Annotated in this window: 22 protein-coding genes and 1 tRNA gene; 8 read left to right on the top strand and 15 right to left on the bottom strand. The window is 64.0% G+C overall.

The features are described 5' to 3' along the window. Positions 1 to 7 precede the first annotated feature (7 nt). From BLT40_RS09310 to BLT40_RS09285, 6 genes are all read right to left on the bottom strand, one after another. Entirely contained in the window at positions 8 to 1,825 is a 1,818-nt protein-coding gene (locus BLT40_RS09310) for an SLC13 family permease (RefSeq protein WP_090352748.1), read from the bottom strand. Between the two features lie 196 nt (positions 1,826 to 2,021). Next, positions 2,022 to 3,755, bottom strand: a complete 1,734-nt coding sequence (poxB, locus tag BLT40_RS09305; protein WP_079520401.1) for a ubiquinone-dependent pyruvate dehydrogenase — start codon at positions 3,753 to 3,755, stop codon at positions 2,022 to 2,024. A 60-nt stretch (positions 3,756 to 3,815) separates the two neighbouring features. After that, on the bottom strand, positions 3,816 to 4,532 hold the full coding sequence (trmB, locus tag BLT40_RS09300) for a tRNA (guanosine(46)-N7)-methyltransferase TrmB (RefSeq protein ID WP_079520402.1): 717 nt from the start codon (positions 4,530 to 4,532) through the stop codon (positions 3,816 to 3,818). Between the two features lie 2 nt (positions 4,533 to 4,534). Beyond that, entirely contained in the window at positions 4,535 to 5,335 is an 801-nt protein-coding gene (locus BLT40_RS09295; protein ID WP_036110236.1) for a thiazole synthase, read from the bottom strand. A 27-nt stretch (positions 5,336 to 5,362) separates the two neighbouring features. Beyond that, positions 5,363 to 5,563: a sulfur carrier protein ThiS gene (gene thiS, locus BLT40_RS09290; protein WP_079520403.1), complete on the bottom strand. Its 201-nt coding sequence runs from the start codon at positions 5,561 to 5,563 to the stop codon at positions 5,363 to 5,365. Positions 5,564 to 5,582: 19 nt separating this feature from the next. Next, positions 5,583 to 6,287: a hypothetical protein gene (locus BLT40_RS09285; RefSeq protein WP_079520404.1), complete on the bottom strand. Its 705-nt coding sequence runs from the start codon at positions 6,285 to 6,287 to the stop codon at positions 5,583 to 5,585. 135 nt (positions 6,288 to 6,422) lie between these two features. Between BLT40_RS09285 and BLT40_RS09280 the strand changes: the two genes are divergently transcribed. The 3 genes from BLT40_RS09280 (at position 6,423) to BLT40_RS09270 (ending at position 8,161) form a co-directional block, all read left to right on the top strand. Continuing rightward, a tRNA-Gly gene (locus BLT40_RS09280) sits at positions 6,423 to 6,496 on the top strand. 52 nt (positions 6,497 to 6,548) lie between these two features. Next, a complete protein-coding gene (locus BLT40_RS09275) occupies positions 6,549 to 7,877 on the top strand; it encodes a hypothetical protein (RefSeq protein WP_090352747.1) in 1,329 nt (442 codons plus the stop codon). A 44-nt stretch (positions 7,878 to 7,921) separates the two neighbouring features. Further along, positions 7,922 to 8,161, top strand: coding sequence for a hypothetical protein (locus BLT40_RS09270; RefSeq protein ID WP_139382624.1), 240 nt, complete (start codon positions 7,922 to 7,924; stop codon positions 8,159 to 8,161). A 3-nt stretch (positions 8,162 to 8,164) separates the two neighbouring features. On the opposite strand, the gene BLT40_RS09265 is transcribed toward BLT40_RS09270, so the two are convergent. Next, positions 8,165 to 8,884: a FadR/GntR family transcriptional regulator gene (locus tag BLT40_RS09265; protein WP_079520407.1), complete on the bottom strand. Its 720-nt coding sequence runs from the start codon at positions 8,882 to 8,884 to the stop codon at positions 8,165 to 8,167. Between the two features lie 229 nt (positions 8,885 to 9,113). Between BLT40_RS09265 and BLT40_RS09260 the strand changes: the two genes are divergently transcribed. Next, positions 9,114 to 9,899 (top strand): hypothetical protein, encoded by a 786-nt coding sequence (locus tag BLT40_RS09260; protein WP_090352746.1) that lies wholly within the window; start codon positions 9,114 to 9,116, stop codon positions 9,897 to 9,899. A gap of 48 nt (positions 9,900 to 9,947) precedes the next feature. On the opposite strand, the gene BLT40_RS09255 is transcribed toward BLT40_RS09260, so the two are convergent. The 5 genes from BLT40_RS09255 to BLT40_RS09235 form a co-directional block, all read right to left on the bottom strand. Next, positions 9,948 to 10,976, bottom strand: coding sequence for an aldo/keto reductase (locus tag BLT40_RS09255; protein WP_079520409.1), 1,029 nt, complete (start codon positions 10,974 to 10,976; stop codon positions 9,948 to 9,950). A 3-nt stretch (positions 10,977 to 10,979) separates the two neighbouring features. Continuing rightward, on the bottom strand, positions 10,980 to 11,603 hold the full coding sequence (locus BLT40_RS09250) for a hypothetical protein (protein ID WP_079520410.1): 624 nt from the start codon (positions 11,601 to 11,603) through the stop codon (positions 10,980 to 10,982). Positions 11,604 to 11,773: 170 nt separating this feature from the next. After that, a complete protein-coding gene (locus BLT40_RS09245) occupies positions 11,774 to 12,280 on the bottom strand; it encodes a demethoxyubiquinone hydroxylase family protein (RefSeq protein ID WP_079520411.1) in 507 nt (168 codons plus the stop codon). 37 nt (positions 12,281 to 12,317) lie between these two features. Beyond that, the gene (locus BLT40_RS09240) at positions 12,318 to 12,932 is read right to left on the bottom strand and encodes a TetR/AcrR family transcriptional regulator (RefSeq protein WP_079520412.1); all 615 of its coding nucleotides are present in this window, start codon (positions 12,930 to 12,932) and stop codon (positions 12,318 to 12,320) included. A gap of 43 nt (positions 12,933 to 12,975) precedes the next feature. Then, positions 12,976 to 13,761 (bottom strand): aldo/keto reductase, encoded by a 786-nt coding sequence (locus BLT40_RS09235; protein WP_079520413.1) that lies wholly within the window; start codon positions 13,759 to 13,761, stop codon positions 12,976 to 12,978. A gap of 108 nt (positions 13,762 to 13,869) precedes the next feature. On the opposite strand from BLT40_RS09235, the gene BLT40_RS09230 reads away from it, so the two are divergent. Genes BLT40_RS09230 through BLT40_RS09220 form a run of 3 tightly spaced genes read left to right on the top strand, consistent with a single transcriptional unit; the run spans position 13,870 to position 15,342 of the window. Next, positions 13,870 to 14,175: a putative quinol monooxygenase gene (locus BLT40_RS09230; protein ID WP_079520414.1), complete on the top strand. Its 306-nt coding sequence runs from the start codon at positions 13,870 to 13,872 to the stop codon at positions 14,173 to 14,175. Then, entirely contained in the window at positions 14,156 to 14,917 is a 762-nt protein-coding gene (locus BLT40_RS09225) for an SDR family NAD(P)-dependent oxidoreductase (protein ID WP_217699731.1), read from the top strand. Before BLT40_RS09230 ends, BLT40_RS09225 begins: the two co-directional genes overlap by 20 nt. Before the next feature lie 11 nt (positions 14,918 to 14,928). Continuing rightward, on the top strand, positions 14,929 to 15,342 hold the full coding sequence (locus tag BLT40_RS09220) for a GlcG/HbpS family heme-binding protein (RefSeq protein ID WP_079520416.1): 414 nt from the start codon (positions 14,929 to 14,931) through the stop codon (positions 15,340 to 15,342). 17 nt (positions 15,343 to 15,359) lie between these two features. Here the strand turns inward: BLT40_RS09220 and BLT40_RS09215 are convergent, their stop codons facing one another. After that, positions 15,360 to 15,974: a hypothetical protein gene (locus BLT40_RS09215; protein ID WP_079520417.1), complete on the bottom strand. Its 615-nt coding sequence runs from the start codon at positions 15,972 to 15,974 to the stop codon at positions 15,360 to 15,362. Between the two features lie 85 nt (positions 15,975 to 16,059). On the opposite strand from BLT40_RS09215, the gene BLT40_RS09210 reads away from it, so the two are divergent. After that, positions 16,060 to 16,806 carry a siderophore-interacting protein gene (locus BLT40_RS09210; RefSeq protein ID WP_090352745.1) on the top strand — a complete coding sequence of 249 codons (747 nt, stop codon included), beginning with the start codon at positions 16,060 to 16,062 and terminating at the stop codon, positions 16,804 to 16,806. Here BLT40_RS09210 and BLT40_RS09205 read toward each other — a convergent pair. Both BLT40_RS09205 and BLT40_RS09200 read right to left on the bottom strand, forming a co-directional pair. Continuing rightward, the gene (locus tag BLT40_RS09205; RefSeq protein ID WP_090352744.1) at positions 16,796 to 17,512 is read right to left on the bottom strand and encodes a FadR/GntR family transcriptional regulator; all 717 of its coding nucleotides are present in this window, start codon (positions 17,510 to 17,512) and stop codon (positions 16,796 to 16,798) included. The genes BLT40_RS09210 and BLT40_RS09205 overlap by 11 nt on opposite strands. A gap of 83 nt (positions 17,513 to 17,595) precedes the next feature. Then, a complete protein-coding gene (locus BLT40_RS09200; protein WP_090352743.1) occupies positions 17,596 to 18,957 on the bottom strand; it encodes a metal-dependent hydrolase family protein in 1,362 nt (453 codons plus the stop codon). Positions 18,958 to 18,974 lie beyond the last annotated feature (17 nt).

The raw sequence follows: 18,974 nt of genomic DNA, 5'->3' as shown, positions 1-18,974 counted from the left end.
GCGTCGCTCAGCGATACATCAGGTTGACGACCACCAGCGTAATCGCCAGAACCAGGAACGTCAGCGGCAGCCCGACTCGCAAAAAGTCCTTCGAACGATAACCGCCCGGCCCCGCGACCATCATCAACGCCGGATGCCCCGAAGGCAGCAGGAACGTATTGGACGACGACACGGCGACGATCAACGCGTAAGCCGAAGGATTTCCCCCCGTGCTCACCGCCACGCTGATCGCCAGCGGCACCATCATCACGGTGGCGCCCACGTTCGACATGACCTGAGAGAACATCAGCGTCAGCACCGCGATGCACAGCTGCAGCGTCCATTGCGGCGCCCCGCCCATGATCGCCAGGACTTCCTGCGCCAGCCACGACGCGGTGCCCGTGGAATCCATCGACCAGCCGAGGGGAATCAGGCAGGCGGTAACGAAGATCGTCTTCCAGTTGATGGCCTTGTAGGCCTCGTCCATGTTCAGCACGCCGGTGAGCAGCATGCCGACCGCGCCGGTCATCATCGCTACCGACAGGTCGAGGTGGGTGAACAGGGCCAGGCACTTGGCCAGCACGAAGAAACCCACCGCCTGCCAGATCTTGCCGGGGCGCTGCTCTTCCTTGGGGATGTCGGTGACCACGACGAAGTCGCGGTCTTCCTCGGCCAGCATCAGGTCGCGCCACTTGCTGTGCAGCACGAGGGTGTCACCGGCGCGCAGGCTGACCGCGCGCACGTCCTCGCGGTACACCTCGTCGCCACGGTTGACCGCCAGCACGGAGATGCCGAAGCGCTTGCGCAGGCGCAGATCGCCCACGGTCTGCTTGATGAAGCGCGAGCCGGGCGGCACGACGGCCTCGGAAATACCCGCACGCGTGGTGTTGAACTGTTCGCCCAGCTGGCGCATGCGCATGGAGACGCGGCACAGCTGGTTATTGGCGAATGCCAGGATGGCGTCCTTTGGCGCGAGCACGCCGAGCACCGTACCGACCCAGATCATCTGGTCCGATGGGGGGGCGACGCGGCTCTCGTTGCCGTTCTTGATCGCCAGGATCAGCGGGGCACCGTGCAGCTGCTCCGCCTCACCGATGCTCATGCCGACCAGCGGGCTCTCCGCCGTGACCGTAAGCTCGGCGGTCTCGCCGGCGATGCCGTAGGTATCGGCGAAGTAGCTCTCGGTGCGGCCGGGGGTGACTTTCAGGCGCTCGTCTTCGCGCTCGGGCAGCAGCTTGCGGGTGAAGAAATAGAAGAACAGCACGCCGACCAGGGCCAGCACGAGGCCCACGGGGGTGACGCTGAACAGGCCGAATCGGGGGATCGTGTGCGCGCCGGGCGGCAGATTGCTGTTGGCGCTGGCGATCAGGTCGTTCAGCACGATCAGCGGCGAGTTGGCGATCAGCGTGGTGTTGGTGGCCGTCAGGATGCAGAAGGCCATCGGCAGCAGCAGACGCGACATCGGCACGCCGGTACGCGCGGAGAGGCGGCTGGTCACGGGAATCATCAGGGCGGCCAGGGCCTGGCTGGGGATCACGGCGCTGAACAGGCTGGTGACGCTGTTGATCACGACGCCGAGGCGGGACTCGACACCGCGCGCCATGCGCATGACGAAGGCCGCGGTGAGGTTGAGCACGCCGGCGCGGTCGAGGCCGGCCCCCATGATCATGATCGCGATGATGGCGATCACCGCGTTACCGGCAAAGCCGTTGAAGACCTGGTCGCCGGGGATCAGGCCGGTGAGGCCGATCGTGACCACGACGAGCAGGGCGACCATGTCGGCCCGGATCCACTCCAGAACGAGCATGAGCATGGTGAAGCCCACCAGGCCCAGCACGAGGATCATTTCAGGAGTGAGGGTCAGTGCCACTGGCCGGCGGTTCCGATCCGGTCGTTGGAGACGTGCGGTGGCATGCTCTTGCCAGGCGGCTATCGTTGCCGCAGGAGTATACGCGCTGGGGGTGGCTCCCGGCTGAAGAAAAGCGCACGAATGGGTTGCGCCAGCGCACGCTCCCGCGCGGAGCGTGCGCTGACGGGTCCGATCAGCGGCTGAGGTTGCTCAGCGCGAGGTCGACGATCGAGTCGCCGCGCCCGCTCATCACCGCCTTCAGCGCGTACAGGCTGAAGCCCTTGACCTGCTCGCCGCTGATCTTCGGCGGCATCGACAGCTCGAGCCGGTTGCTGACCACATCGAGCAATGCGGGGCCGTCGTGCGACAGCACCTCCGCGATGGCCGAGGGCAGGTCGCTGGCGCGGGCGACGCGTCGTCCATGAATGCCCATCGCGTTGGCCATGGCCGCGAAATCCGGATTCTTCAGCTCGACGCCCGTTTCGAGCAGCCCCGCCGCCTTCATCTCCAGCTCGACGAAGCCCAGGGTGCCGTTGTTGAGCACGATGACCTTCACCGGCAGGCCCTGCTGGGCCAGCGTGATGAAGTCGCCCATCAGCATCGTGAAGCCGCCATCGCCCGACAGCGAGATCACCTGCCGTCCCGGGTGGGAGGCCTGCGCGCCGATCGCCTGCGGCATGGCATTGGCCATGGAGCCATGGACGAAGGAGCCGAGCAGGCGGCGCTTGCCGTTCATCGTCAGGTAGCGCGCGGCCCATACCGTGGGCGTGCCGACGTCGCAGGTAAAGATCGCATCGTCCTCGGCCAGCTCGCTGACCAGGCGGGTGACCTGCTGCGGATGGATGAGGTCGTGGCCGGGTTCGATGCGGGCGAGCTGGTCGAGGTCGTCGCGGGCCCGCGCATAGTGAGCGAGGCAGCGGTCCAGGTGGCCGCGTAACCGCTTGGGCTCGATCCGCGGCAGCAGGGCGCGGATCGTTTCACCCACATCGCCGACCACACCGAGTTCGACACGGCAGCGACGACCGATGTTGCCGGGGCGGATGTCGACCTGCGCGATCTTTGCGTCCTCGGGGTAGAACTGACGGTACGGAAAATCGGTGCCCAGCATCAGCAGCGTGTCGCAGTCCTCCATCGCGTAGTAGCCGGAGCTGAAGCCGATCAGGCCGGTCATGCCCACGTCGAAGGGGTTGTCGTATTCCACATACTCCTTGCCACCCAGCGCATGCACGATCGGCGACTGCAGCGCATCGGCCAGGGCGATCAGGTCGTCATGGGCGCCGGCCGTGCCGCGGCCGCAGAGCAGGGTGACGCGTTTGCCCGCGTTGAGCAGCTCAGCCAGGGCGTCCAGCTCACGCTCGGCGGGGATGACCTTCGGCAAAGGCGGCAGCAGCCCGGCCGCGGGCGTCACCTTCTTCACCGGCGACTTGCGCATGGCCACGTCGCCGGGAATCACCACCACGGCCACGCCGCGTTGGCCCACGGCCGCGCGGATGGCCGAATCCAGCACGTGGGGCATCTGCGACGCATCGGAAACCATCTCGCAGTACACGCTGCACTCGCGAAACAGCTCGGTCGGATGCGTTTCCTGAAAATAACCGCTGCCGATTTCGGCGCTGGGAATATGCGCGGCGATCGCCAGCACGGGCGTGCGCGAGCGGTTGCAGTCGAACAGGCCGTTGATCAGATGCAGGTTGCCGGGTCCGCAGCTTCCCGCGCAGACGGCGAGCGCACCGGTGAGCTGCGCTTCCGCGCCGGCGGCAAACGCGCCGGCTTCTTCGTTACGGACATGGACCCAGTCGATGCGCTGGCGCTCGCGCAGCGAATCGGTGATCGCATTGAGGCTGTCGCCCACCAGACCGTAGATCCGGCGAACGCCGGCTTCTTCGAGGGTTTCGGCGATCAGGTCGGCAAGGCTGGCGATGGACATGGGCAACTCCGTGAACACGAATCCCCAAGTTATGCGCCGCCCGCGGTCAACGGATTGTCGTTATCGACCCTGCCATTCGTACAGATAATCCCAGACACCGTGGCCAAGGCGCGTGCCGCGGCGTTCGAAATGGGTCTCGATGCGCCACGCGGGACGCTCCGCCGACTCGCCCGGACCGACACGGTTACGCCAGCCCGGGGCGGCTTCCATCGTCTCGCGCATGTGCTCGGCGTAGGCTTCCCAGTCGGTGGCCAGATGCAGCAAGCCGCCCGGCGCCATGCGCGACGCCAGCAATTCGACGAACGCCGGCTGCACGATACGACGCTTGTTATGGCGCTTCTTGTGCCACGGATCGGGGAACCAGATGCGTACTTCGGACAGGCTGGCCGGGGGGATCTCGTTTTCCAGTACTTCGACGGCGTCGTGCTTGTAGAGGCGAACGTTCCGCGCATCGCGTGCGGCCAGCGCGTTCATCAGGCGGCCGACACCCGGGCTATGCACTTCGACGCCGATGTAATCGCGCGACTGATCGTGCTCGCTGGCCCAGGCCAGTGCTTCACCGTTGCCGAAGCCGATCTCCAGCACGCGTGGCGCGCGATGACCGAAGGTGGCGTCGAGGTCGCGCCCGGTGCCGTGGTAATCGAGGCCGAAGCGAGACCAGTGATTGTCGAACGCACGTTGCTGCGCGGGCGTCATCCGGCCTTCGCGCAGCACGAAGCTGCGGATGCGGCGGTGGAACGGCGCGTCGCCGGCGTTGTTGTCGTCATCGGTGGTCATGCTCAGCCCACCAGTCCGTCGACCGGGCTCGAGGCCGAGGCGAAGCGCTTGCGCGGAATACGACCGGCGCGGAACGCCGCGCGGCCCGCTTCGACCGCGAGCTTCATCGCATGCGCCATCAGGACCGGATCCTTTGCGCCGGCGATCGCGGTGTTCATCAGCACGCCATCGCAGCCGAGCTCCATCGCGATGGCGGCATCGGACGCGGTGCCGACGCCGGCATCGACGATCACCGGGACCTTTGCGTTCTCGACGATCTCGAGCAGGTTGTAGCGATTCTGGATGCCCAGACCCGAGCCGATCGGCGCGGCCAGCGGCATGATCGCGGCGCAGCCGATCTCTTCGAGACGGCGCGCCAGGATCGGGTCGTCCGACGTGTAGACCATGACGTCGAAGCCATCGGCCACGAGCTTCTCGGCGGCGACCAGCGTCTGCACCACATCCGGGTAGAGCGTGCGCTCGTCGCCGAGGACTTCGAGCTTCACGAGGTTGTGGCCGTCGAGCAGCTCGCGCGCGAGGCGACAGGTGCGCACGGCATCGTCGGCCGTGTAGCAACCCGCCGTATTCGGCAGCAGGGTGAAGCGATCCGGCGGCAGCGCGTCGAGCAGGTTGGGCTGGCTCGCGTCCTGGCCGATGTTCACCCGGCGAATGGCGAGGGTGACGATCTGCGCGCCGGCGGCCTCGGTGGCGCGACGCGTTTCGTCGAAATCCTTGTACTTGCCGGTGCCCGTGAGCAGCCGCGAGTGAAACGTGCGACCCGCGACGGTCAGGACGTCATCGGCGGCAGGGGAGAAGTGGTTCATGCGGGCGATTTCCTGGAGGGGTGCGGCTCAGCCGCCACCGATGGCATGGACGATCTCGACACGGTCGCCTTCGGCGAGCACGTGCGTCGCGTGCGCGCTGCGCGGCACGATCTCGAGGTTGACCTCGACCGCCACGCGCTTGCCGCCGTAACCGGCAGCGTCGAGCAGCGCAAGAACCGAGGTGCCGGGCGCGCAATGGCGCGCGTCGCCGTTTAGAGTGATTTGCATCCGCCCATTGTAACGGGGCTCAGCGGCCGTTCCACCCATTGCCGCCGCGGACCGGTGTGCCGATGCCGGGCTGGGTCACGCGGTTGGTCACGCCAGAGCGGGGTTGCGTGGGGGTGCGGCTGCCGAAGCCATCGTTCCAGCCGTTCTCGCCGCGGTTGTTGCCGCTGTCGCGTGGACCGCGCGGGCCGTTGCGGTCCGGGGCGAGGTTCATGGCCGGGCCTGTGGCGCCGGCATGGGCCGAGCCGGGCGACTGGGCGACGGTGGTCGAGTTTCCGGGTGGGCGTCGGTCGTGGTCGCGGCCGCGACCGCCGTTGCCGGGCTGGCCGTGATCGTGATCGTGGTCCCGGACGCCGCGACCGTAGCCATAGCCGTCATCCCGGCCGTAGCCATAGCCGCCGCCGTTACCGCCACCGTAGTAACCGCTGCCGTAGTAACCGCCGTTGTTATAGCTGCCGTTTTCCGGGGGGTAGTTGCCGCTGTCATACCCGTCCTGCCTGGACGAGGCGCCCGTGCCGCCCTGACCGCCCGCGTACAGCCGTGCCGGCTGGGGCAGGGTGCCCGTACTCACGGTTTCCTTGCGGACCGGGGTCGAGGGGCCGGCGATATAGCTGACTCCCGGCTTCGGCATATTGGCCGTGGATACCGTGCGCGACTGCGCCAGCGTAGCGCCGGTTGCGCATAGCGCGAGCCCGGTAAAGATGGAAAGCGAAAGCGCACGACGCATGTTCCGGCCCTCGTAGGGATGCCCCGGCAAGATTATGCGCCTGCGACTGACCCGCCGCGCGGTGGGTGGCCGGCGCGTTCAGCCGGCCGCCACCTTTCGCCGGTGGGCGATCTCGTATTACCATCCGGGGCCTATGCGGGTGTAGCTCAATGGTAGAGCTGTAGCTTCCCAAGCTACTGACGAGGGTTCGATTCCCTTCACCCGCTCCAGCTTTCTTTCGTCGTTGCGTAACTTGTTGACGATGTTGAAGAAGCTGGCACGATGCCGAAGCACGAGACCGTTCCCTTGGGTATCGTTTCGGGTATCGTTTCCATGGCTAAGGCCCTCTTGCTCGACCGTCCTTCTGGCACTTTTGCGCGCTTTTTGGTGCCGCAGGATTTGCGTGCGAGCGTGGGGCGGCGCTACCTCGTCAGACGGCTTCCACCCAGCGACCGCGACCGCAGCCGACTCATCGGCGCGTGCATGAGGTACGCTTTGGGTAAAGCGTTTCTGAAGCTGCGGAAGGACCCCGTGAGCGACCCAAAAAAATTGATCGACGATGTGCTCAAGGCCGCGCAAGAAGGCCGTGTGCAGGAGTACATCATCCAAGGCCCCAACGGTTTCATGCTCAAGGTCGATGACGCCGCCGACCACGCGCGGGCAATGGAAGCCTTGCCGGTCATCCTGGAGAGTCTAGCGCCCGCCTCCGCGAGCACCAATGCATCGCCAGCGCAGAGTGCGCCTGCGAAAGCGGCGCCGATGTTGCACGCCTCTATCGCCCTTTTCCTGACGCAATTCGCTGAAAAGAACCCGGCGGCTGCAACGCTGCTGGAGACCCGCCACAGTGTGGAACTCTTCCGTGACCTGACCCGGGACAAGCCGCTGGCTGAGGTCGGGGTCGAGGAGTGCGATGCCTTCCGTGCCGCGCTCTCACTTTGGCCCGCTCGGGCAAGGGTGCTGCCGGATTACAAAGGCCTGACCCCGCGCGCGATCATCGCCAAGGCCAAGAAGCTCAAGCCGCCTGGCCTCAATGTGCGCACTAAAGAAAAACACTTGGACCGGCTCCGGGTGTTCTTTAACTGGGCCGTGCAGCGCAGGTGGATGAGCACCAATCCGTTGACGGGCGTGCGATTGCAATCCAAGGCGCAGAAGTATGCGCCAAAACGCCGTGGTTTCACTCGCGATGAGCTGAAGCGTTTGTTTGACCCAGCGTTGCGCCGCGAGCATTGCCTCACGGAGCCTTCCAAGTTCTGGCTTCCCTTGCTGGCAATCTATACCGGCGCACGCTTGCGTGAATTGGCGCAACTCCGGGTGGTCGACGTTCGGCAAATCGCGAACGTATGGGGCATTGATATCACCGCGGACGCCGGCTCACTCAAGAATGCGGCGAGCCAGCGGTTTGTACCCCTGCCCGATGCGATCTTCAACGCGGGCCTGTTGGACTACGTCCAAGCACTTACAGAGAGAAGCTTTGATCGTCTGTTCCCCGACGGGTCGTGGGACGCCAAGAACGGCCCGGGCGACCGCACCAGCGGGCGCGCACTCTTGCCTGGTGCGATCGCTACCATCGAACATCGGACGCGCATCAAACGTCACCGATTTGGGCTCTGAAGGGCTCACGAACCTGCCCATTGCGGAGCGAGATGATCGCGCCCATGCTGCAGCTGATCGCATCCGTAACGATCAGCGCAGGGCTGCGATTCGATTCATCCCGTGTCGAACTCTATATCCGCGAAATAAACCAAGCAGCGAGCAGCTATTCTTTTCTCATTGAGCAAGCTAGGGAGAAAACGAGATCCAGCGTGATTGATGGCGTGCACGCGCATCTTCTGCGGCGGCTCATTTGCGGCGCATTGGTCCGTCGATGTTCGAGCCGCCAGGATGTACTCGATTAATGCCTAGCTCCCAGTCATGCCTGCTTTGACTTCGAGCAGGTGATCGCGCACCGCCTGGCTCGCCGCAGAGGCGTCGCGCTCCAGGAGGGCTTTTACGATCGCGCGATGCTGCGCCATGTATCGTGCCTTGCGATCCGGGGTGAGGCTACGCTGCTTCAAGGCTTCCCATTCGGGCTGCTTGCGCACCCCGTTGATCGCCTCGTAGAGATCGATCAAGAGATGATTGTGCGATGACGCGAGGATGGCGTGGTGAAGCATCCCATCCCAATGCTCGAAGTCGAGCACGGTGTCGGCACGTTCGCTTTGTTCGAGGCAGTGCACGATCTGCTGTAAGTCTCGGCCGGTGGCGCGCGTGGCTGCGTTCTCGACAAAGGGCGGTTCGAGCACGAGCCGAAGCTCCATCACATCTGCCGGACTCGCCCCATAGATTCGCGCCAGCAGGCTTTCCGCAGCCGACTCGTCGGCCGGCTGGGAGGGCAACCGGGCGATGAAGGTGCCGCGGCCCACGTGCTTGACGATGACCCCATCCTCTTCAAGCTGGATCAGAGCTTTCCTGAGCGTGTTGCGGGCCATGCCAAACATGCCTACCAACTCACGCTCAGGCGGGAGCCGGTGCCCCACGGGCCAGCTGCCATCGTCCATCCGCTTACGGATGTGCTGCAGCAGCGCTGCGCTCGCGTGCTGGGCACGAATGCGCCTGTTTGGATTTGAACCGTCGCCCATTGCGCCTCCTTTGTGATCCAATTCTAGTCCATTTGAGCGTCGTTTGACAATGGCACAGCTGCGCGCTTGTGCAGCGCAGAATGACACTGTCAGCCAATTCACTATATTGGTTCACGTAGGGGCACTATTGGATCATGAGTGGATCACCATTGGCGGCGACCCGACGGGCGCGGCACGGGATCGGTTTGACCTTTTTCGGGCGGCGACGCCTATCACGCGGGGTGGATACATGCGCATGGGACGTTTGGCAACGCTCGCAGCGACAGCAGCTCTGGCCGGGCTGGGGGCATCGACGGCCGTGGCACAAAATTTTGCCTTGAATAATTTCAATCTGATGGTGACCAACCAGGCAAAGCCCGATCCCGTCTTTGGCTACGGCACGCCGGATCGGGATCTACAGATGTTTCAGTTCGAGCACTTCAGCACTCATGACTGGGGTGATGTGTATTTCGACGCAGAGCTGTATCACGGGCGCGACGTCGGAGCGCCGTTCGAGCTAGGCAACGACACGCAGAACTTGTTCGTGCTCAATCCGCGGTTGAGCATCGGCAAGCTCGCCGACACCCCCATCCATTGGGGGCCATTGAGCGATCTTTCGGTCATCGCCCGCTGGGAATCGGGAAGTTACCCGTCGAACGACCGGTTTCATTCCCAGAATTACGGCCTATCGGCCAACTTCGATGTCGGCGGATTCGCATGGTTCGAGTCGGGGCTGCTGTATCGGCACACGAACTTTGATCGCCGCACTTGGCTTTGGCGCTCCGTGCTCCTGTCCAAGCCCATCAACATCGGTGGCCAGGCGTTCCACTTCAACCTCCTGTCGCTCGTCAACGGCAGTGACCACCAAGGCACCGAGGTGCTCGAGCGCGCGGATGTGCTGTGGGAAGCAGGACACCATTCCGAAGTCCAGTTGGGTCTTCGCCTCGAATACGCGCGTTACGACCACAATCCGGTGGCGAGCGGTGGGGAATATCATCGCTTCACGCCATTTCTGATGCTGAAGTTGACCCCCTGACTTCCAAGGTAGCGCGGGAAGAGCCCACGCTGCCTTGGATGGCGCCTATCAGACCGGGCCGGGATTTCGCTCAGCGAAGCCGGCCTGGTGCCAGTAGGGGTAGGCGGGCTGGCGCTTGCTCGCCTTGTCCAAGCGTGCCACCTGTTCGGGCGAGAGATTCCAGCCGACCGCGCCGAGGTTGTCGAGAAGCTGGCTCTCGGTGCGCGCACCGATGACCACACTTGCCACCGTTGGCCTCTGCAGCAGCCAATTGAGGGCCACCTGGGGGACCGACTTGCCCACCTCATCCGCCACGCCGATCAGTGCATCGACGACGTCATACAGATATTCCTCAGGGACTTGCGGCCCCATGTCAGCAGTCGCGTGCAGCCGACTGCCCTCCGGTAGCGGCTGGCCGCGACGAATCTTGCCGGTCAACCGCCCCCACCCCAGCGGACTCCAGACGATCGCGCCCACGCCTTGATCGACGCCCAACGGCATCAACTCGCTTTCATAGTCGCGGCCGACGAGCGAGTAATAGGCTTGATGGGCGACATAACGCGCATAGCCGTACCGTTCGGCGACCGCCAGGGACTTCATGAGGTGCCAGCCGGAGAAGTTCGAGCAACCGATGTATCGGATCTTTCCGGCGCGCACCAGGGTGTCGAGCGTTGAAAGGGTCTCCTCCACGGGTGTCAGTGCGTCGAAGCCATGCAGCTGGAACAGGTCGATGTAATCCGTCCCGAGGCGCTGAAGCGCTGCGTCCACGGCATTGACCAAGTGATACCTCGAGGAGCCCACGGCGTTTGGCGCATCAGAAAAGCGGAATGTCGCCTTGGTGGAAATGATCAGGCTATCTCGAGGTCTGCCCTTCAGAGCAGCGCCCAAAATTTCCTCGGCGGCGCCGGAGGAGTAGACATCGGCGCTGTCGAACATGTTCACCCCGTGCTCGAGGCACACGTCGATCATCCGTCGGGCCCCGTCAACGTCGGTGGAGCCCCACGCGCCGAAAAATTCTCCCTTTCCGCCAAAGGTGGCGGTGCCGAAACTGAGCGCCGGCACGGTGAAACCGGAATGACCGAGTCTGCGAAAGTCCATGGGTTATCTCCTGCAGTTGGGAAAGGATGAAGTATCGGCAACGGCGGCACTGACGACTTGCGCAATGACCTTGGCTTTGCGCTCGCGCAGCGCTCGCGGTCTGCTTTCCGATTCGGACGGCCATGTTGCGGTGAGCACCGCCGAATGGTGCCGTTCGTTCGTAGGCAGCGAAGCGTAGGTGGCAGCCAGCTCGCTCAATGCGTGCTGGGCGGCTCGTTCGACGCCCACCTGCCACGCACCTCGAGCGCACAGGTGGATAGTGCGACCCGGTGTCTCCGAAACCATCCACGCCGCGGCATTCTGTGCAATCGCTGAGGTCTGGGTGAGTAGCGCCATGAGTTCGCTCGAACGATGAGTCAAGACAGGAATTTCGTCCATCGCACGCACGTGGACGACGATCGTCGGACGATCCACCCGACTCACCGCGCGCTCGAAGACATCATCAATGGACCGCTCGTCGCCGGGTTGGAAGGAGAAGCTTGCAAGGCGGCGTGTCACAGTGCGAAGAAGCGCCACGAGGGGAGCAGCCGCCATGTCCTTGGGGTGGATCAGCACGACACTTTGAGCACGCCTTGCGACCTGCATGGCGATGGTCGAGCCTGTCACGCTTCCATCGATAAACACCATTGCGACATGCGAATTTTCACGCGGCGGAGGGGCCTGGGTGACCTCGACGGCGCGCCGAAGCCAAGCGCCGAAGTCCCAGGGAAACACCCCAAAGGGGTCGTCCCACGGTGTATCAAGGGGTGGTTGTCTATGGGGGACAGTCATGTCGGATCAACTTGATCGAGGGTGCGCTACAGCCGTTCGCTGAGCCAGATGGCCGCGCGGCACAGGCGGCTGACCCCACCGTAGATCACCGCGTAGCCCAACGCGCCGCGTGAGCCGGACGATATCGCCCAGTCGCGGTGCTCCAGTTCGTCGTTGCGAACGGTCGTTACGGCGGCCCTGAGCGATGCGTCGCTCGGAGGAATCCATGCCAGCTGACCCGCATAGTGGCGCTCGACGACATCTTCCACTGCTTCGGTGCATGCCATCGCCGCTGCGTTGCTCCATCGAGCGGTCAGCACGCCCAGCGCGTAGGCACCCACGTGCCAAAAGGGCAACAGCACGGTGGGCCGTACGGCACGCTCCTGCAAGGCGTGCGTGAAGTAAGTCAGGTGCTCGACTTCCTGCGCACGCATCCGGCGCAGCATCAATGCGCTGGGGCTTCGTCCCAGCACAGCAAGCTGCCCTTCATAAATGCGGACGGCACCATACTCGCCGGCGTGATTGACACGAATGGCCCGATCGATGCGGCTCATGATGCATCTCCGCCCAGAGCCTCAGGGACGCTTCGCGTTAATCCGAGCCGTACTGTGCGAGAAACATGTCGACGGCCGCAGTCACCGCTGCATCGCGCTGCCGTACGGTGGGTGCATTCTCCACGCCGATCACACGAGCCCATAAGAGCGGCTCGTTGATCAGGCCGAGAAACTGGCGTGTGGCCAAGTTGCGGTCGTCGATATGCCGAAGTCCCTTGCCTTCCAGCTGCTTCAGGAAGTCGGCAACCGCCCGCAAGGTCGGGGATTTGCCGGCTGCAAAGAAGCGCTTGGCCAGATCCGGGAAGCGCTGCCCTTCGCTGATGACCATGCGCATGAGCGACACCGTCTCCGCGGGCGTCCAGAAATCGGCGACGGCCTGACCCAGCACCATCAGTCCAGCGCGTGCCCCCCTGGCGGCCGCCTCCCGACCGGTGATGGCGGGAACCTCCATGCGTTCCCAGAGTGCTTCCACCGTGGCTTCGAAGAGCGCCTCCTTGCTCTCGAAGAGGTTGTAAATCGTGCGGCGCGCGGCCCCCGCGCTGCTGGCGATCGTTTCCAGCTTCGTCCCTTCGTAGCCGTCGGCAAGAAAGGCCTGGGTTGCGGCGGCGATAATGGCTTGGCGCTTGGATTGCGCGGGCTTGACGGAGCGCATGAGGACTACGGTGCGATGGGAGGCTCATTACATCACACCTTCTTCACTGCCGCAGCTTCAGTCGCGACAACGCCAGTCGATCCTCGTCGTCCAGGTGGATGTCGTAGATGGAGAAATTGGCCAGCAAGCGGTCAGGTGAGGACGCCTTGGGAACGACCGCGACGCCCTGGCACACCACCAGATAATGCAACGCAATCTGCGCGGCACTGACGCCATGCTTGGCTGCGATCCGCTTTACGGCGGACTGATTGTTCACTGCGCCTTTGGCTAGCGGCGAATAAGCGGTAATGGAGCAACCCACGCCGCGTGCCGTTGTGACCACGTCGGGCAAAGAAGCGCCAACGTGGTATTCGATCTGGTTGTTCGCGATGGTTTGGGTCGTGAGGGAGGCCGCTTGCGAGAGCAGCTGGGAGCCGAAGTTGGACACCCCGATGTGCCGTGCCAGACCCTCGGCTTTGGCCGCGTCGAGCGCTCCCATGGTTTCCTTCAATTCCACCGAGGCATTCGGCCAATGCAAGAGCAGAAGGTCGATGTAGGGCGTCTTTAGATCGCGCAGCGATTTTTCAACGGAAGATCTTAGGTCGCGCCGACGAAAATTCGAAGGCCAGACCTTTGTCGTGATGAACACCTCCTCCCGAGGGACACCGCTTGCCAGCACGGCAGAACCGACCTCGCGCTCGTTGCCATACATCTGCGCGGTATCGATATGACGGTAACCGATCGCCAGTGCTTCGGTTACCGCCCGGACGCAAGCGGCTCCGGAGAGCTGCCAGGTTCCGAGACCTACAGCGGGAAGGCCAGCGTGATCGGGTAGCGCAATCTCAAACACGGTCGTCGCCTAAAGTGGGGCGCCGTGTGTGCATCCGGTGTTGAATGCACAAACGAGTGCAATGTAGGATGTCGGCATCCTACTCCCCATGCCAAAGGTCCACAAGCGATGGCCGAACCTCTGATCATCTTCGCGTTCCCGACCGTTGCGCTCGAATGGCGCGAGCGCTTCCTGGATGTGTTCAAAACCCTCACCGCCGCCACGCGCGACGAGGAGGGTTGCCTGGGCTTCCAATTGCACGCGCACGCGACGGATCAATCGCGCTTTGCGGTTTATGAGGTGTTTGAGAACCAGGCAGCCTTCGATGCCCACGTCGCCGCGCCGCACACCAAGGCGTTCCTTGAGTTTGTGACCCAGAGCGGCACACGCCTCGAGCACGAGCCGTGGACCCCCGTTGACTTTGCATCCCGCTGAGGAGCTTCCGATGTCCATCCAAGATCGCATTGCCCTGGTGACGGGCAGTTCCCGAGGGCTCGGCCTTGAAATCGCACGCGGCCTGGCCCGGTCAGGCTGTGCCGTCGCCATCAACTACGTTCGAAGCAAGGATGAGGCGGAGCAGGCGGCGGAAGCCATTCGAAACGAGTTCGGCACCCGTGCGATCGTCGTCGGCGCCGACGTGTCGATTGCCGACGAGGTCGAGCGACTCGTGGCGACCATCGAGCGGGAGTTGGGGTCAGTCGATATTCTCGTCAACAATGCAGGCATCAACCCGCCGGCATCCCTGGATGCGGTGACCAGCGAGTTGTGGGCAAAGACCCTAGCCGCCAACCTCACCTCGGCGTTTCTCGTGACACAGCGCGTCCTGCCGGGGATGCGCGCCAAGCAGTTCGGCCGCATCGTGATGATGTCGTCGGTCGCCGCCCAGCTGGGCGGGGTCATCGGCCCGCATTATTCGGCGAGCAAGGCCGGCATGCTGGGCCTGATGCACAGCTATGCCAGCCAGCTGGCGAGCGAGGGCATCACCGCCAACGCCATTGCGCCGGCGTTGATCGAAACCGACATGATCAAAGGCAACCCGAACATCCGGGCCGACCTGCTGCCGGTCAAGCGCTTCGGCAAGCCTTGGGAGGTGAGCGATGTCGCCGTCATGCTCGCCGCGAACGGCTTTCTCACCGGCCAGACGATCAACATCAACGGCGGCTGGTACCAGTCATAAGGAGTACGAACATGCGACAGCAATGGCATGTCGATTTTTCAGAGGCCACGGCGATTCTTCAAGCGGCCGTAGCGCACGCCAACACGTTGGGCGTGCCGGTCAGCGTCGTTGTGCTCGATGGCGGTGGCCATCTGGTTGCCGCGTCGCGGCTGGACGGGGCCTCGTTTCAAGTCTTCGAGGTTGCCTCAGCAAAAGCGCTGGGTTCAGTGATGATGCGTGCGCCGAGCAAGGCGCTGGAGGACGCAGCGCTGGCTCGCCCGACGTTGGCAACGTTCAACGACGGTCGGCTTCCCATCCAAGGCGCGGTGCCTTTGATGGTGGAAGGCCAGTGCATTGGCGCTGTCGGTGTATCGGGGGGCACGCCCGACCAGGACGAAGCCTGCGCCAAGGCGGGTGCCGCCGCGCTGCCGGCTAGCTCTCCCTAGGCCTACCCGCATCCCACTCACGCTGGGTGGGATGCCCGCGCTGGATCGTCGACCGCTCCGAGGACGCCCGCAATGGCGTCCTCGCTCCATTGGTGCGTGCGAAGAATCATTCCGAGTCGAACCTGCACAGACTGATTCAGTGCGCCGTGCGCCAGGTCCGCCGCTTTCATCACGCGGCGCGACGCCGCGCCCGGGCGCAGGGCTTCGGGGTGCGCTTGGGTGCCGAGTGTCGTGCCAGCGAGCTGGGCCAAGGCGCCGGCCATCAGGACGCTGTCGGGGCCGGGCTCGCTTTGCAGCAGCTCGTCCACCACGACGGCCTCGCGCAAGGCCAGCCGTTCGCCCCGGATATCCCCGCGGCTTAGGCGGCGAAGCAAGGCGCGCAGTAGGTCGTTGGGGCGAAAGGTGCAAGCGAAGGGGGGCAGCCGACGGGCGGCTTCGATGGACAGCCGCACGGGCACTGCCCGCGGCGTCCGATGCATGGCGATTAGCGCGAGCGGACGCGGAATCCAGGCCACATAGCCAGGCGGCACCACCAGCCAGTGGTCGCCTTGGCGAAATTCTAGGACGGAATCTAGCAGCCACAGTTCACGCCCTCGACCCATCCGCACCTGACTGGCGAGTGATTTTTGCACGGCAACTCCTTCGGCTTTACATCCTATCATCCTACCTATTAGTATTTGCGAATGCGATAGATTCGCAATAAACACAGGTGACGCCATGCACAGGTTCGATGCCCCCGGAGAGCCGCGCTTCCCGCCCTATGCCTATCGGGACCTCGAAGTAGTCTCAGTTCGTAAGCATCGAGGCTTGATTCGCGTGGTGCTGGGGGGCAAAGCGCTCGCCGACCTCACGGTGCCGCTCCCTGCCGCTTGGGTAAAAGTGTTTCTACCTGGGCCTTCGGGCGACGTTGGGCGGGCCTACACCGTGCGGCGTTTCGATCCAGTTCGCCAACTCCTAGAAATTGATGTGGTGCGCCGCCGTCAGGGAGGAGCCCTGTCCAACTGGATTTATGAGCGCCTTGCCGTCGGCGACCATCTGCACGTCGCCGGGCCCCGGGGAGGCGTGGAGCCCACGGCGCAGGCGGACTGGCACCTGCTCCTCGGCGACGAAACCGCGCTGCCGGCGATCGCCAGCATGGTAGAGGCCGGCCTTCCGGGACGTTCGATCGCTTTGGTGGAAGTGCCCTTTCCAGACGATGCCTACGACGAGAATCCGTTGATCCAGTTCCTGTTCCGGGGCCGTGCCGCAAACGACGAGCCGTCCTACCTGGAGACGGCACTGGACTCACTGCCGACGCTGCCCGGCCGGGGAAGGGTCTGGATCGCCGGCGAGGCCGCGGTCGTCAAGCGCTTGAAGCGTGCAGCAGTCGACCGATGGGGACCATCCGGCGTCACCGTTCATGCCGCGGGCTACTGGAAGATGGGGCAGACTGACTACAAGGATGACGCGCTGGTCACCGGCTGAGCCGTCGCGCGGCTGGTCGCGTTCGCGTGGACTCACCAGAGGCGGTGGTCAGCATCATGGTGGTGATGGCCTTGGCTACCTTGACGGCAGCCTTGGAATCCTGGGCGCGGACAGCATCGACCAAGGCCCGATGCAGCGCTTCGGCAGGGGCGTGGGCCTCGACCGCGGAAACGTGCTCGGCGAGTTGGGTGCGCACCGATCGCGCGAACAGGCCGTAAAGCTCCTCCAGCGCGACATTGTGCGACGCGCGCGCCAGAGCTAAGTGGAAGGCAAGGTCGTCTGCAGTGAATTTCGCGTGGCCTGGGGCGGGAGCGGCCGCGTTCCGCTTGCGAAGGGAAGCATCCAACTGCTTCAGATCCGCATCCGTGCGTCGCTCGGCGGCGCACCGCGCCACTTCGGCCTCGAGTAGCGCGAGCAGCTCCACGTGATCGCTCCATCCCGCCATTTCAATCCGGCGAAGCACGGCCGAGGAATCTTCGCGACTCCGGACGATGGTGCCGTGGCCTTGCCGCACCTCCAGCATCCCAGCATGGATTAGCACCTTGATCGCCTCTCGGAGCGTATTTCGACCCGTGCCAAAAATGGCGCAAAGCTCAGCTTCGATCGGAATTTTTTCCCCGACCGCCCAGGTGCCATCGACGATCGCCTCACGCAGCGCTTCCAGCACACTATCGACGAGCGACGTACGGCGTATCGGGGCAGGCATGGCAGGATCTCGGTTAGATATGCCGCGAGATCCTACCATGGGATGTTTCTTTCCGAACCACGGCGTGGTCGACGGCCCTGAGCTTAGCGCGCCGTACTTGAGTTCATCGCGGGCTTGGGCTTGACTCGTTTTACTCCAGCGTCAACGAGTGGGTCGCCGCCGCTGACGGAGCGGATGATGCCGCGCTCCGGCAGGATCGTGCGGGTGTTCTTGTGGATCTCGCCGTCCTTCATCACCAGCAGGATTTTCTCGGGATCCTGAAGCACCGACAGATCCTCCAACGGGCTGGATTCGACCAGCACCAAATCGGCGAAGCACCCTTCGCGCACCTCGCCGATCTTTCCTTCCATCATCATGATATCGGCTCCGCCGCGGGTGGCGGACATGAGCGCTTCCTTGGGGGTCATGCCGATGTATTTGACGAAGTACTCGAGGTCGCGCGAGTTGGTCCCGTGCGGCATCCACGCGAAGCCGTAATCGCCACCGGGAAGAATGCGGATGCCGCGCTTGTGCATCTTGGCAAGCGTCTCGGAAGCGACTTCCAGCTCACGGAAGTACCCCATCTTCTCGGCGACATCGCGGGTGATGCCGTACTCTTCCGCGTTGTAGCAGGTGTTGACGAGCCAGCCGATCCCAGGCGCCACGATGTGTTTATCCTTGGCGGCCTCGAGCATGTCGAGCGCTTCGGAGTCCGCGAAGCTGGCGTGGAACACCAGCTCCAAACCGTGTCGAACGCACTGCTTCACGGATTCGCTGGACCGGGCGTGGGCCGCTACGCGCTTACCGAAGCGCTTGGCTTCCGCTGCAAGCATCGCCACTTCTTCCTCGGAGAATGGCGTCAGTTCCGCATCCATGCCGGCGATGTACTCGCCCGACAAGTTGATCTTCAGGTGGTCCACGCCATACTTGATGAACATGCGTGCCGCCTTGCGCACCTCCTCCGGGCCGGACACCACTTGGCCAAAGTTGAGTTCGGGGTAGGGCAGGTGCGGGAGGGTGTTGTCGCCCAGACCGCCGGCCGTGGTGATCTCCTGACTCCCGGCGAGGTAGCGGGGGCCCGGAAAAGCGCCGGCGTTGATGACATTGCGCAAGACCACGTCCAACCGCGCCTTGGCCGCCGCGGCGCCGAGCGCTGAGGTCCACCCCATTTCCAGATACCGCTTGGCCACGCGCACGCACCACAGGATGTGTTCTTCGGGCGGCATGAACTGAATGGCGGCCAGGCTGGGCTGGTCGTTCCACGAGAAATGGGTGTGCGCCTCGGTCATTCCTGGCATGAGGAACGCCCCATTGCCGTCGATGTGTTGCGCGCCGTCGCCGTTCACCTGCGCTCCATCGCGGGCCACCGACACGATGCGGTTCGCCTTGACCAGGACCTCCCCCGGGTAAGGGTCGGCACCGGATCCATCGAAAATTACAACATTCGAAATAACCAACTTAGTCATATGACCTCCACCGGGGC

The sequence above is a fragment of the Dyella sp. 333MFSha genome (assembly GCF_900102405.1).
GTDB lineage: Bacteria > Pseudomonadota > Gammaproteobacteria > Xanthomonadales > Rhodanobacteraceae > Luteibacter > Luteibacter mycovicinus.
This window is presented reverse-complemented; position numbering and strand designations above follow the sequence as displayed.